We start from the raw sequence: 13,355 nt of genomic DNA on the forward strand, positions 1-13,355 counted from the left end.
GGGAGTCGGTCCATGGCACAGGCGGAGCAGCCCGGCTCTGTGGTCCCCGCACCCGTGGCCCCGGGGCGGTTACCGCTCCTGGGCCACGCGGTGCAGCTGTGGCGGCGGCCGATCGCCTTCCTGGAGTCCTTGCGGGAGCACGGCGAGGTCGTGCGCCTCGACATCGGCACCTGGCCCGTGCTCGTCCTCACGAGCCCGGAGCACGTCCACGACGTACTGGTCCAGCAGGCGCAGCGGTTCGGGCGCGGCCGGGTCTTCGAGCGGCTGCGCCCCATGTTCGGCAACGGCATCGTCACCACCGACGGGGACTTCCACCGCAAGCAGCGCCGGATGATGCAGCCGGCCTTCCACCGCAACCACATATCCGAGTACGCCGAGGTGATGGGCCGCCAGGCCACGGCGATGTCCTCGTCGTGGACGTCCGGCCGCGAGGTCTCGATGGTCACCGAGACCCGCCGCTACGCCCTCTCCTCGGTCGCCGAGATGATCTTCTCGGGGGACCTGAGCCGGCCCGCCGTGGAGGAGGTCCACCGCTCGCTGCCCATCGTCCTGGAGGGCATGCTCGTACGCGCGGTCATGCCCAAGTCGCTGGACCGGCTGCCCCTTCCCCTCAACCGGAGGTTCGACGCCGCCGCCGCGCGGCTGCGCGGGATCATCGACCAGGTGATCGCGCAGTACGGGTCCGACGGCGAGGAGCGGCACGACCTGCTGTCGCTGCTGCTGTCGAGCGTGGACGCCGAGACGGGCGCGGGGATGACTCCCGAGCAGGTGCGCGACGAGGTGATCGCCATCATGTTCGCCGGTACGGAGACCTCGGCGACCACCCTGGCCTGGACCTTCCACGAACTCGGCCGTCACCCGCAGGTGCAGGAGCGGCTCCAGGCCGAGGTCGACGAGGTCGTGGGCGAGGGCCCGGTCCGCGCCGAGGACCTGGCGCGGCTGACGTACGCGCACGACGTGTTCCAGGAGGCGCTGCGCCTGCATTCGCCGCTGCTGTTCACCCGGCGCGCCCTCGCCCCGCTCACGCTCGGCGGGATCGCCATTCCGGCCGGGGCCGAACTGGCCTACAGCCCGTACGCGCTGCACCGCGACCCCGCGCTGTTCCCGGACCCCACGGTCTTCGACCCGGGCCGCTGGCGCCAGGGCGCGGGGGAGCGGCCGCGCGACCACCGGTACGTCCCGTTCGGGGCCGGTCAGCACAAGTGCATCGGCGACACGTTCGCGGTGGCGGAGATCCTGACGGCCCTGGCCACCGTGTCGTCGCGCTGGCACCTGACCCCGGCCCCGGGCGTCACGGTGCGTGAGGTTCCGGCGGGCATTCCCCAGCCGAGTGAACTCCCGATGATTCCTATAGCCCGACGTTGACGAAATCTGATCGTTCTCGTTCGCTTCTAGACGGATTTACGTCAAACACCGAGTATCACACCGCAATGAAGCCGACCGATAGTACAGCATTGTCCCCGTAAGAGTGGCGAGATGCCTCAATATTAAGTTTAAGCAGCAACATCTCGCCCCCGGGGCCGTACACTCGGCCGCACGCGCAGGAGGGGGCAGGAATGTCACATGTCACGGAACCGAGAGGGTGGGCCCCCGCGCCCCTCCTCGAACGGGATACCGAAATTCTGGCGATCCATCGCGCGGTGGACGAACTCTTCGGTGTCTCGGACACCGGTTCGCCCGCCCGCCGCGGAGGTGTCCTGACCTTCGCCGGGTCGGGCGGCATAGGCAAGACCACCCTGCTCGCCGAGGCCCGTCGGCACGCCGGCGACCGCGGCTGCACCGTCCTCTTCGCACGGGGCGGCGAGCAGGAGAAGCAGGTCCCGTTCCACGTCATGCGCCAGCTGATCCAGCCGGCGTTCGCCGCCCTGAGCGAGCAGGAGCGGCGCGACGTCCTCGGCAGCTGGTACGGCATCGTCGCCCCGGCACTCGGCCTGACGGCCTCCGCCAAGGGCCGTACGGCGCCCGACCCGCAAGGCGTCCGGGACGGCCTGGACTGGGTCGTGACGCATTTAGCGGTACGCAGCGGCGCGCCCGTGGTCCTGATCCTCGACGACGCGCACTGGGCCGACGCCGAATCCCTGGCATGGCTGGCCGCCTTCGCGGCGCGGGCCGAGGAACTGGCCATGCTGATCATGGTGGCCTGCCGGCCCGACGAGATCCCTTCGGACGCCGCCCCGCTGCGCGCCCTGATGAGCCGCCAGGGGACCCGCCCGCACGAACTGGCCCCGCTCACCACGAGCGCCGTGGCCCGCATCGTGCGCGAGGCCCTCGGCGACAGCGCCGACGACGTGTTCTGCCGGGAATGCTGGGCGATCACCGGAGGCAACCCCTTCGAGGTCGTCGAACTGGGCATGAAGGGCCGCGACCGCGGTCTCAAACCGCACCAGGAGAACATCCCCCAGTTGCGCGACCTCGCCTCCGCCGTCAAGGGCAGCGGCCTGATCGAGCGCCTCGAACAGCTCGGGCCCTCCACCGTCCGGCTGGCCTGGGCCGCCGCCGTCCTCGGCAACGCGGTCCCGATCGGCATCGTCGGGGGCGTCGCGGCGCTCGGCGAGGCACAGGCCGCCGACGCCATCGACCAGCTGCACAACGCGCGCATCCTCACCGTCCTGACCAGCGTGCAGCGCAAGGAGGTCGTGGAGTTCTTCCACCCCCTCATCGCCACCGCCGTCTACCGCTCGATCCCGCCCGGCGTGCGCGTCGGCATGCACGGGATGGCCGCGCAGGCCCTGGTCGACGACGGGCACGGCCCCACGGCCGCGGCCCGCCACCTGCTGGAGATGCACCCCGAGGGCGACCCCTGGGTGGTGCAGCAGCTGCGCCGGGCCGCGCGCGAGAGCTTCTCCGCCGGAGCGCCCGACGCCGCGCGGCGCTACCTGGCACGGGCACTGCGCGAACCGCCCGAGGCCGAACACCGGGCCGAGGTGCTCTTCGAACTCGGCTCCGCCAACCTCCTGCACGACCCGGTGACCACCATCAACCAGCTCAGGACGGCACTGGAGGAACCCAACACCGTGCCGGAGCTCCGCGAGGCGATCACGTACCGGCTCGCCCAGGCCCTCGGCCACACCGGGCAGCTGGCGCAGGCCGCCGAACTCCTCGCCGAGGAGGCCCGCCACGCGACGAGCTCCCGCACCCGGCTGCGCATGCAGGCCGAACAGTTCAAGTGGAACTCCGTCCGGGTCGACGAGGAGAACTCGCCCGCCCGGTCCCGGCTGCTCGTCCAGTTCGCGAAGCGGATCGTCGGCCGGGGCCCGGCCGAGCGGCACATCCTGGGCCTGCGCGCCTGGGACGCCGCCCTGCGCGGCGAACCCGTCGCCACCGCCCTGGAGTACGCGGAGCAGGCGCTGGACGGAGGCATGAGCTGGACCGACCAGGACTTCGGTTTCGAGGTCCCGGCCGTCGTGGCCCTCACCCTCATGTACTGCGACCAGCCGGGCCGCGCCGAGGAGCTGTTCAACGCCGCCATCGTGGAGTTCGAGGCGAAGGGCTGGCGCGGCGCCCACCTGTCGTTCGTCTACACCCTGCTCGGCTACATCCGTTACCGGCGCGGACGCCTGGCGGAGGCCGAGGACTTCGTACGCAACGGCCTGCAGATCGCCGACCGCATCGGGCACGACATCCCGGCCCAGTGGTACGCGATCGGCACCCTCATCGAGACGCTGCTCGCCCGCGGGAACGTCGCCGAGGCCCGGCAGGTCGCCCGGACCTACAAGCTGGCCGACGAATTTCCCCGGGCGGTCGTCTACCCGGACCCGCAAGCCGTGTGGGGCAAGCTGCTCCTGGCCCAAGGCCGCGTCGAGGAGGCGGAACACCACCTCTCCGCCGCCGGGAAGCGGCTCGACCTGCGCGGCACGCGGAACCCGTCGTGGAGCCCCTGGCAGCTCGACCTGGCCCTCGCCCAGCTCACCCACGACACCGAACTGGCCGCCGCCACGGCGGCCGAAGCGGTCGTGCGCGCCCGTGGGTTCGGAGCGTCCAGCGTGATCGGCCACGCCCTGCGCGTCGCGGCGGCGGCAGCCGAGCCCGCCCGTGCCGCGGTCCTGCTCAAGGAGGCCGTGGACCACCTCGACCAGTCCCCGGCCGCCGCCGAACTGGCGCACGCGCTGATCGACCACGGGACGGCCCTGCACACCCTGGGCGACCCGCACCAGGCGGCGCAGCAGCTCTACCGGGGCATGGAAACCGCCGCCGCCTGCGGTGCGGAGGTCCTGGTGGACCGGGCCCGTGCCCAGCTCGCCTCGGCCGGGCTGCGTCCCCGCCGGCTGTACACCTCCGAGCAGGACAGCCTGACGCTCGCCGAGCACGCGGCGGCGCGCCATGCCGCCCGGGGCCTGGACAACGCGGCGATCGCGAAGGAGTTGCACACCGACACCCGGGCGGTCTCGGAACTGCTGTCCGCGGTCTTCACCAAACTGGGCACCGACCGGCTCGGACTGGGCCGGGCCCTCGGAGACTGACGGGGGCCCGGGACCACCGGCCGGCCCCCGCCGGTGCTCAGTAGCCGTCCACGCTCAGCTCGGTGATCGACGCGAAGACGTGCTCCCACAGCTCCTGTGCGGGGCCGGGCTCCAGGGCGGCCGGCTCCAGTGCGGCGATCTCCTCGTGGAAGTCCCCGATGCCGTCCTCGCACGGGTACGGGTCCCAGCAGGCCCCCATGTACCGGCGGACGGCCTCCAGCAGCCTGACGAAGGTCTCCGTGTCGCGGGCGAGGGCGAACGGTTCCTCCTCGTTGCGGGACACGAGGACCCGGCCCGTCTCCGCGTCGACCAGTACCCGGGCCTCGTCCCCGTACGCCAGCTCGAAGGAGCCCAGGCACAGCAGGCCCTCCGGGTCCTCGGGGGCCCGTACGGGGCCCTCGTCCCCGAAGTCCAGCTCGAAGGAGGTCACCCCCGCGGCCCAGTGGCGGGGCATGCCGACACGGGTCAGCAGCTCCCGGGTCGGGGCGTGCGTCAGGGCGGCGGGCAGCGCGGATTCCGCCAGCCGCCGCACGTGCCGGGCGTCGAAGACCCCGTTCACCCGGGCGGCGTCCAGCGGGGAGTCGGCCGGAGCCGGGTCCAGGAACCACGGCTCGCCGCCCCCCTCCTCCCAGGAAGCGGTGTCGGCTCCGCCGGCGGGCCAGTCGGCCACCGCCGGGTTGCGCTCGGCGACCAGCACGCCGCGCGCCTCGACGAACAGGTACCGGCCCCCGCCGAGTGCGACGGGCTCCTCCCACGTTCCGGGGCACCGGAGCGCCCAGGCCTCCTCGTCGCCGTCGAAGAGGAACGGTTCCGCCTCTTCGGCCTCCTCGGTCCGGGGCGCGTACGTCCCCCCGGCCGGAGCCGGGCACGGCGCGCCGGTGGCCAGGTCGAACCAGCGGTCGGCGGTCCATGTCGACCACAGCTTGAGCAGCGGCCCGCCGCCGGTGCCCCGCGCGTCGTCGAAGACCTCGGCGCTGCGGTCCCCGCTGAGGTTCGGATCGGCCCGGTGGGCACCGACCGGACGCCACCAGGCCCACACCGTCCGCCACGGCATCCCGGGCTCGGCGGCGGCGACCTCGTCGGCGTAGGCGTCCCGGCCCAGTACCTTCGCGGCGCAGTGCAGCCACGAAGCGAACTCGGCGCGTGAGACCTCCTCGCGCCCGAACACGGCCTCGGCCTGGGTGAACACCTCGCGCCCGACTCCGCCGGCCGATCCGGCGAGGGCGCGGGCGCGGTCGGGTCCGGCCTCCAGCAGGGCCGCGGGGGAGGCGAAGGGGGAGACGGCGGAACCGGGGGACACAACGGTGTCAAGATCGTCACGAAGCATGGGGTCATGCTGCCACCGGCCACCGACAGCGCTCCGCCGGGTGCCGCCCCGCCCCCCCGGCACGCCCGCCGACGTCAACCGAGGGCGTGCTTTCACTCGAACGGCGGATCGGCCAATCCGCCGGACCGGCGGCCCCGAAGACCCGTCGTGAGGATCAACCGCAGCACCTTCGCCCGCACCGCCCCGGCGGCGCTCGGCGGCCTGCTCTCCGGCTGCGCGGCGCTGGCGGCCGCCGAGCTGGTCTCGGTCGCCGTACGCCCCGAGGCGGGGCCCGTCACGGCGGTGGGCGGGGCGGCCATCGACCGGACGCCGCCCGCCCTGAAGGACTGGGCGGTCCGTCACTTCGGCACCGACGACAAGCTGGTCCTCCAGCTGGGGATCCTGGTGGTCCTGGGCCTCCTCGCCGTCGCCCTCGGCCTCCTCGCCCTCCGCCACCGGCGCACCGGCGCGGCCGGGGTGCTGCTCTTCGGAGCGGTCGGCGGCGCGGCCGCCCTGACCCGGCCCGACTCCACCGGCCCGGCCGACGTCCTGCCCTCGGTGGCGGGGGCGCTGGCCGGGGCGGGACTGCTGTACCTCCTGACCGGCCTGCTGACCACCCCGCGGCCGGAGCCCGCCCCGGGCGGCGCCGACCGGAGCCGCCGGCTCTTCCTGTACGCCGCCGGGGCCACAGCCCTGACCGCCACGGCGGCCGGAGCCCTCGGGCGCCGCCTCGGAGCCTCGCGGGGCCGGGACGCGGCCGCCACCCGGGACGCCGTTCGGCTGCCCGCACCCGCCTCACCCGCCGCGGCGCTGCCCCGGGGAGCCTCCCTCCGCATTCCCGGGATCAGCCCCTTCACCACCCCGAACGCCGACTTCTACCGGGTCGACACCGCCCTGGTGGTCCCCAGGCTGTCCGCCGACACCTGGCGGCTGCGCATCCACGGCCGGGGCGTGGCCCGGCCCCGCACCTACACCTACGCCGACCTGCTGGGCCGGGACCTGATCGAGCGCGACATCACCCTGACCTGCGTCTCCAACGAGGTCGGCGGACCCTACGCGGGCACCGCCCGCTGGCTCGGCGTCCCCCTCGCGGGCCTGCTGCGCGAGGCCGGCGTACGCCCCCCGTCCCGGGGCGGCCCGGCCGACCAGCTGGTGGCCCGGTCCACGGACGGCATGACCCTGGGCAGCCCCGTCGAGGAGGTCATGGACGGCCGGGACGCACTGCTCGCCGTGGGCATGAACGGCGAGCCCCTGCCCTTCGAGCACGGCTTCCCCGTACGGATGCTCGTACCGGGCCTCTACGGATACGTGTCCGCCTGCAAGTGGATCCAGGACATCGAGCTCACCACCTTCGACGCCTACGACCCGTACTGGGTCAAGCGGAAGTGGGCCCGCAGGGCCCCCGTCAAGACGCAGGCGCGCATCGATACCCCCAAGCCCTTCGCACGGCTGCGCACGGGCCCGGTCACCGTCGCCGGGGTGGCCTGGGCCCAGCACCGCGGCATCGACCGGGTCGAGGTCCGCGTCGACGAAGGGCCCTGGGAGCAGGCCGACCTGGCGGCCGAGGACACCGCCGACACCTGGCGGCAGTGGTCCTACCCCTGGCGTGCCGCCCCCGGCGGCCACACCCTCACCGTCCGCGCCACCGACCGGACGGGAACCGTCCAGACCGAGGAGCGCACGCGGACCGTCCCGGACGGCGCGAGCGGCCGGCACTCGGTCGTGGTCGGCGTCGACTGAGCCCCCGTCCCCCGCCCCCGGGCGATCCGAGGCCGCCCGCGGCCCCCGAAAACCTCCCGACCTCTCCGACCTTCCGCCCCCCTCCACTCCTCCCTCCCGTAGACCCTTCCGAACCTCCGCCTCCGGCGGCAGACATCCCAAGGAGAACCCCCGTCATGAACACCCCTCGTTTCCGTCGTACCGCCGTCGCGGTCGCCGCCGCCGCGGTCCTGCCCTTCGCCCTCGCCGCCTGCTCCTCCGACTCCGGCGCCGACACCGGCTCCGGCAGTCAGGCGGCGGCCGACGGGACCGCCCCGAGCAGCGCGGGTTCGATGCCCGCGGCCGCGATGGACCAGCCGTTCGGCCCGGCCTGCGCCGGTGTGCCCAAGGAGGGCGCGGGCAGCTTCGACGGCATGGCCAAGGACCCCGTGGCCACTGCGGCGTCCAACAACCCGGCGCTGTCCACGCTGGTCACGGCCGTCAAGAAGGCGGGGCTGGTGGACACCCTGAACAACGCCAAGGGCATCACGGTGTTCGCCCCGACCAACGACGCCTTCGCGAAGATCCCGAAGGCCGACCTGGACAAGGTGCTGGCCGACAAGGCCACGCTGACCAAGATCCTCACGTACCACGTCGTCGGCCAGTCGATCACCCCGAAGCAGCTGGAGAACGGCTCCTTCGACACGCTGGAGAAGGGCCGGATCACGACCGCCGGCTCGGACGGGTCCTACAAGGTCAACGACACCTCGAACGTGGTCTGCGGCAACGTCCCCACCGCGAACGCCACGGTCTACATCGTCGACACCGTCCTGATGCCGAAGTAGCGCCCCGGAGCGGCGCCGCGCGCGCCATGCGCGCCGCGCCCCGTGGACGGACGCCGTGTGGTCCCGGGGAATGGGCCGCGCGGCGTCCTCGGCGCCCGCGACGGCGGGCGCCCCGCGCCGTCAGGCGGCCCGGTCGGAGGGCCTCCTGGCGGCGGCGGCCGAGGCGGCCGCCTGCAGGGAGCGCAGCGCCAGCAGCAGGACGCCGATGTCGTCGAGGTACACCGGGTCCGGAATCAGGTCCACGGGCGAGAGGGTGTAGGCGACGGCCACCCAGAACAGCGCCTTGTCGCGCAGCGGGATCCCCGCGTCCAGCAGCAGCCTGCGCGCCGCGAACACCCGGACCAGCAGGACGCCCGCCGCGACCGCCAGCCCGAGGGCGAGGACCGCGGCGAGGATCAGCCAGGCATTTCCGTCCATGAGGGACTCTTACCCGTCAGGCGCCCTGTTCGCGCAGTCGACGGCTGACCTCGCCGAGGCCGGCGGCCAGCGCGTCGAGCTGCTCGGGCGTCAGGACGTCGACGAGGATCTCCCGGACGGTGGTCACGTGTCCGGGTGCGGCCGCCTCCAGCCGCGCCAGGCCCGCCTCGGTGAGGACCGCGAAGACCCCGCGGACGTCGGAGGGGCAGCTGCGGCGGCGGACCAGTCCGGCCTTCTCCATCTGGGTGACCTGGTAGGTCAGACCGCTCTTGGAGTTGATCAGGCCGTTGGCCAGTTCGGTCATGCGCAGTTCGCGGTCGGGCGCCGCGGCGAGCCGCACGAGGATCTCGTACTGCGGATGGGAGAGGCCGGAGTCGTCCTTGAGCTGTTGGTCGAGGCGCCGGTTCACCAGGGCGGAAGCGGCCAGGAAGCCGCTCCAGGCCCGCATCTCGCGGTCGTCCAGCCATCTCGTTTCAGCCATGGGGTCAGCCTACACGGGTTGTTCCAATTTGAATCAGTGGTTAGGGTCGGGACTGTCGGTTCGAATTTGAACAACTCCCCTCGGACCGTACCGACCGGAAGGAACCCCCCCCATGACCAGCGCCTCCGCCACCACGACGAAGGCCCGGGCCACGGCACCGGCCGTGCAGGACGCCCCCACCGCCCCCACCGCCTCCACCGCCCCCCACGACGCCGGACTGCTGCTCCTGCGCGTGGTCCTCGGCCTGACCGTGGCCGCCCACGGAGTGCAGAAGCTCTTCGGCTGGTTCGGCGGGGGCGGCATCACCGGCACCGGCCAGTTCTTCACCGCCAGCGGCTACCCGGCCGGGGAGACCATGGCCGCCGTCGCCGGCCTGACCGAGACCCTGGGCGGTCTCGCCCTCGCCGTCGGCCTGCTCACCCCGCTCGCCGGTGCCGCGGTCCTCGGCACGATGATCAACGCTGCCGCCGTCCACGGCACCGGAGCCTTCTTCGCCCCCAAGGGCATGGAGTACGAACTCCTCCTCGGCGTGGCCGCCGCGGCCCTCACCCTCACGGGCCCGGGCCGCTTCGCCGTCGACCGGCTGCTGCCCGTCCCCGCGCTGCGCACCCACCGGCTCGCCCTGGGCGCCCAGGCCCTGGCCCTCGGAGTGGTCCTCGCGGCCGTGACGCTCCTCGTGCGGAACTAGCCGCCTCTTCCGCGGCGGACGGGTCCCTCCCCCGGAGGGATCCGTCCGGACACCCTGATTGGCTCCGGCCGATCGGGGGAACAGCGGAGAAATGACACAACCCATCGAAGACTACGCACTCATCGGCGACCTGATGACCAGCGCTCTGGTCGGCCGCGACGGGTCCATCGACTGGCTGTGCCTGCCCCGCTTCGACTCCGCCGCCTGCTTCGCCGCCCTCCTCGGCGAAGTGGACAACGGCCACTGGCGCATCGCCCCGAAGAGCGCCGCCGAGGGCGAGCGCTGCACCCGCCGGGCGTACGTGGACGGCTCGCTGGTCCTGGAATCCCACTGGGAGACCGAGGAAGGCACCGTCAAGGTCACCGACTTCATGCCGCAACGGGACACCGCGCCCGAGGTGATGCGCATCGTGGAGGGGATCACCGGCCGGGTCACCGTCCGCAGCACCCTGCGGCTGCGCTTCGACTACGGCCACGTGGTCCCCTGGGTACGGCGCAGCGACGGCGACCGGGTCGCCGTGGCCGGACCCGACTCGGTGTGGTTCCGCAGCGACCCGCCGGTCCACACCTGGGGCGAGGACAAGAGCACCCGCTCGGAGTTCACCGTCGGCCCCGGAGACCGGGTCGCCTTCGTGCTCACCTGGCACGCCTCGCACGAACCGCGCCCCGAGCAGACCGACCCGTACGAGGCGCTCCAGCAGAGCCTCGCCGACTGGCAGGAGTGGTCCGGGCGCTGCCGCTACCGCGGGCCCTACCGGGAGGCGGTCGTCCGCTCCCTGATCACCCTCAAGGGCCTCACCTACGCCCCCACCGGCGGGATCGTGGCGGCGGCCACCACCTCGCTGCCCGAGGAACTCGGCGGCGTCCGCAACTGGGACTACCGCTACTGCTGGCTGCGCGACTCCACCCTCACCCTCGGCACCCTCCTGTCCACCGGCTACCTCGACGAGGCCGGCGCCTGGCGCCACTGGCTGCTGCGGGCCGTCGCGGGCGATCCGGCCGACCTCCAGATCATGTACGGCCTCGGAGGCGAGCGCCGGATCCCCGAGAGCGACCTGCCCTGGCTGCGCGGATACGGCGGCTCCGCGCCCGTCCGCGTCGGGAACGCCGCCGTGGACCAGCTCCAGCTCGACGTGTACGGAGAGGTCCTGGACTCTCTGCACCTCGCGCGGACCACCGGTCTCGCCAAGGAACGGCACGCCTGGAAGATCCAGCTCGCCCTCCTCGACTTCCTGGAGCGCAACTGGCGCCGCCCCGACGAGGGACTGTGGGAGGTGCGCGGCCCCCGCCGCCACTTCGTGCACTCCAAGGTGATGGCCTGGGTCGCCGCCGACCGGGCCGTGCGGGCCCTGGAGGGAGACCCGTCCATGCCCGGGAACGTGGAGCGCTGGCGGACCATGCGCGACGAGGTCCACCGCGACGTCTGCGAGCACGGGTTCGACCCCGAGCGGGGTACCTTCACCCAGTACTACGGCTCGCGCGAGCTGGACGCGGCCACCCTCCTCATCCCCAGGGTCGGCTTCCTGCCGCCCCACGACCCCCGCGTCATCGGCACCGTCGACGCGGTCCGGGCGGAACTGGGCCGCAGCGGTCTGGTCCGCCGCTACAGCACAGAAGGCCCCTCCGTGGACGGGCTGCCCGGGGACGAGGGAGCCTTCCTGGCCTGCTCGTTCTGGCTGGCGGACGCGCTGTACCTGACCGGCCGGGAGAAGGAGGCGCGCACCCTCTTCGAACGGCTGCTGGACGTGCGTAACGACGTGGGACTGCTGGCCGAGGAGTACGACCCGATCGCCGGACGCCAGCTCGGAAACTTCCCGCAGGCCTTCAGCCACGTGGGCCTGGTGAACACCGCCCTCACCCTGTCCGGAGAGGGTACCGCGACGGGCTGACCGGCTCCGGGAACCGACGCCCGGAGAACGTCCGCGGGGCCGTCGCGCGTCGCGACGGCCCCGGGGGCGGGACGGGGAGGGGACCGGGGATCAGTCCTCCAGGCCCTCCTCGGTGTCCGGAATGCTCACCAGCCAGCGCGAATCCTTGCGCGGCCGCAGGTACAGGGCCCAGTACAGGGTGGCCACCGCGGTGATGCCGCCGGTCCACAGCAGGTACTGCGTCTCCTGCTGGGTCAGGATGTACGCGAGGACGAGGATCAGCGCGATCGGCACCGCCGGCCACAGCGGCATCCGCCAGGCGGAGGCCTGCCCGTGCGCCCCGCGCCGGCTGAACAGCGCGGCCACCGCGACCAGCAGGTACATGCCGGTCACCGAGACGCCGGTCACCCCGTAGAGGGTGTCGAGGTTCACGAAGCACATCGCGGCGCCGGGGAGGCCGACCAGCAGGGTGGCCACCCACGGGGAGCCGAAGCGGCCCAGGCGGGACAGGCCGCGGTTGACCGGCTCGGGCCAGGCCTTGTCACGGGCGGAGGCGAACAGCACCCGGGAGTTCTGGATGACCATGACGATGCCCGCGTTGATGATGGCCAGGGCCACGCAGAGGCTGACGAAGGTGCCGACCGCCGAGTTCGACCAGGCCGTCACCATCGCGCCGAGGTCGCCGGAGGCGAGGGCGTCCAGGTCCGGGGCTCCCAGGGTGATCGCGATGACCGGCACGAGGATGACCGCGGTGGAGATGGCCAGGGTGGCCAGGACCGTGCGCGGCACGTTGCGGCGCGGCTTCTCCAGCTCCTCCGACAGGTACACGGCGGTGGAGAAGCCCTGGGTGATGAACAGCGCGATGGCCAGCCCCGAGACCACCATCATCGCGGTCACGGTGGAGGTGCCGCCCCCCTCGACGGCGACCGAACCGTGCACCAGGGCGTCCGCGCCCCGCTCGCCGTGGGCGAAGCCGAGCACGGCGACCAGCGCGGCGGCCACCACTTCGAGGACGAGGAAGATGCCGGTGATCCAGGCGTTGGCCCGCAGGTCGAGCAGACCGGCGAGGGTGGCGAGCAGCATCACGGCGCCGCCGGCGACCGGGGCCGGTATGTCGATCACGGGGGAGAGGTAGTCGGCCGTACCCATCGCGATCACGGGCGGCACGATCATCACCACCAGCAGCGACAGCACGAACACGAGCCAGCCGGCGAGCCGGCCCGCCAGGGTGGACACCATGGCGTACTCGCCGCCCGCGCTGGGGATCAGGGTGCCCAGCTCCGAGTAGCAGAACGCCACGCCGACGCAGAGCAGCGATCCGATGGCGATCGTGAGGGCGGTCCAGGTGCCGAGGCTGGAGAAGAGATCGGGCACGACGACGAAGAGGGTCGAGGCGGGCGTCACGCACGACAGCGTGAGCAGTGTCCCGCCGACGACGCCGATGGAACGCTTGAGCTTCTGCGGGGTCGGCCCGGTCGCCGGGGCGAGGGCCTGGGGGGCGCTGATCGTGTCAGTCATCGTGCGGGATTTCCGATCGCCATGTGCGGTGAATGAGCGCGGGAGCGGTATCGCCTCCGGGGCGGTGGTGGGCAA

Annotated in this window: 10 protein-coding genes; 6 read left to right on the forward strand and 4 right to left on the reverse strand. The window is 73.0% G+C overall.

Going from position 1 to position 13,355, the window contains the following annotated elements:
- Nucleotides 1–12: 12 nt before the first annotated feature.
- Together AB4039_RS06950 and AB4039_RS06955 are read left to right on the forward strand one after the other, a co-directional pair.
- Complete coding sequence (locus tag AB4039_RS06950) at nt 13–1,365, forward strand: cytochrome P450 (RefSeq protein WP_442270278.1); 1,353 nt, start codon at nt 13–15, stop codon at nt 1,363–1,365.
- A gap of 275 nt (nt 1,366–1,640) precedes the next feature.
- Nucleotides 1,641–4,460 carry an ATP-binding protein gene (locus tag AB4039_RS06955; RefSeq protein WP_442270279.1) on the forward strand — a complete coding sequence of 940 codons (2,820 nt, stop codon included), beginning with the start codon at nt 1,641–1,643 and terminating at the stop codon, nt 4,458–4,460.
- Nucleotides 4,461–4,497: 37 nt separating this feature from the next.
- Here AB4039_RS06955 and AB4039_RS06960 read toward each other — a convergent pair whose 3' ends face one another.
- Nucleotides 4,498–5,787: an SUKH-4 family immunity protein gene (locus tag AB4039_RS06960; protein WP_266837039.1), complete on the reverse strand. Its 1,290-nt coding sequence runs from the start codon at nt 5,785–5,787 to the stop codon at nt 4,498–4,500.
- A gap of 147 nt (nt 5,788–5,934) precedes the next feature.
- Between AB4039_RS06960 and AB4039_RS06965 the strand changes: the two genes are divergently transcribed.
- Together AB4039_RS06965 and AB4039_RS06970 are read left to right on the forward strand one after the other, a co-directional pair.
- A complete protein-coding gene (locus AB4039_RS06965; protein WP_442270280.1) occupies nt 5,935–7,506 on the forward strand; it encodes a molybdopterin-dependent oxidoreductase in 1,572 nt (523 codons plus the stop codon).
- Nucleotides 7,507–7,661: 155 nt separating this feature from the next.
- Entirely contained in the window at nt 7,662–8,309 is a 648-nt protein-coding gene (locus AB4039_RS06970) for a fasciclin domain-containing protein (protein ID WP_442270281.1), read from the forward strand.
- A gap of 120 nt (nt 8,310–8,429) precedes the next feature.
- Here the strand turns inward: AB4039_RS06970 and AB4039_RS06975 are convergent, their stop codons facing one another.
- Both AB4039_RS06975 and AB4039_RS06980 read right to left on the reverse strand, forming a co-directional pair.
- Nucleotides 8,430–8,726 carry a YkvA family protein gene (locus AB4039_RS06975; protein ID WP_266837033.1) on the reverse strand — a complete coding sequence of 99 codons (297 nt, stop codon included), beginning with the start codon at nt 8,724–8,726 and terminating at the stop codon, nt 8,430–8,432.
- A gap of 16 nt (nt 8,727–8,742) precedes the next feature.
- Nucleotides 8,743–9,207 (reverse strand): MarR family transcriptional regulator, encoded by a 465-nt coding sequence (locus tag AB4039_RS06980; protein ID WP_266837031.1) that lies wholly within the window; start codon nt 9,205–9,207, stop codon nt 8,743–8,745.
- 112 nt (nt 9,208–9,319) lie between these two features.
- Between AB4039_RS06980 and AB4039_RS06985 the strand changes: the two genes are divergently transcribed.
- Both AB4039_RS06985 and AB4039_RS06990 read left to right on the forward strand, forming a co-directional pair.
- Complete coding sequence (locus tag AB4039_RS06985) at nt 9,320–9,895, forward strand: DoxX family protein (protein WP_266837029.1); 576 nt, start codon at nt 9,320–9,322, stop codon at nt 9,893–9,895.
- Nucleotides 9,896–9,986: 91 nt separating this feature from the next.
- Nucleotides 9,987–11,783, forward strand: coding sequence for a glycoside hydrolase family 15 protein (locus tag AB4039_RS06990; protein WP_266837027.1), 1,797 nt, complete (start codon nt 9,987–9,989; stop codon nt 11,781–11,783).
- A gap of 90 nt (nt 11,784–11,873) precedes the next feature.
- Here the strand turns inward: AB4039_RS06990 and AB4039_RS06995 are convergent, their stop codons facing one another.
- The gene (locus tag AB4039_RS06995; RefSeq protein WP_266837025.1) at nt 11,874–13,280 is read right to left on the reverse strand and encodes an APC family permease; all 1,407 of its coding nucleotides are present in this window, start codon (nt 13,278–13,280) and stop codon (nt 11,874–11,876) included.
- Nucleotides 13,281–13,355 lie beyond the last annotated feature (75 nt).

The sequence above is a fragment of the Streptomyces sp. M-16 genome, assembly GCF_052114405.1.
In the GTDB taxonomy this organism is placed as follows: Bacteria; Actinomycetota; Actinomycetes; order Streptomycetales; family Streptomycetaceae; genus Streptomyces.

Coding starts and splice junctions, on each gene's coding strand:
- AB4039_RS06950 (WP_442270278.1), top strand. CDS start 13: ATGGCACAGGCGGAGCAGCCCGGCTCTGTGGTCCCCGCACCCGTGGCC.
- AB4039_RS06960 (WP_266837039.1), bottom strand. CDS start 5,787: ATGCTTCGTGACGATCTTGACACCGTTGTGTCCCCCGGTTCCGCCGTC.
- AB4039_RS06970 (WP_442270281.1), top strand. CDS start 7,662: ATGAACACCCCTCGTTTCCGTCGTACCGCCGTCGCGGTCGCCGCCGCC.
- AB4039_RS06975 (WP_266837033.1), bottom strand. CDS start 8,726: ATGGACGGAAATGCCTGGCTGATCCTCGCCGCGGTCCTCGCCCTCGGG.
- AB4039_RS06980 (WP_266837031.1), bottom strand. CDS start 9,207: ATGGCTGAAACGAGATGGCTGGACGACCGCGAGATGCGGGCCTGGAGC.
- AB4039_RS06985 (WP_266837029.1), top strand. CDS start 9,320: ATGACCAGCGCCTCCGCCACCACGACGAAGGCCCGGGCCACGGCACCG.
- AB4039_RS06990 (WP_266837027.1), top strand. CDS start 9,987: ATGACACAACCCATCGAAGACTACGCACTCATCGGCGACCTGATGACC.
- AB4039_RS06995 (WP_266837025.1), bottom strand. CDS start 13,280: ATGACTGACACGATCAGCGCCCCCCAGGCCCTCGCCCCGGCGACCGGG.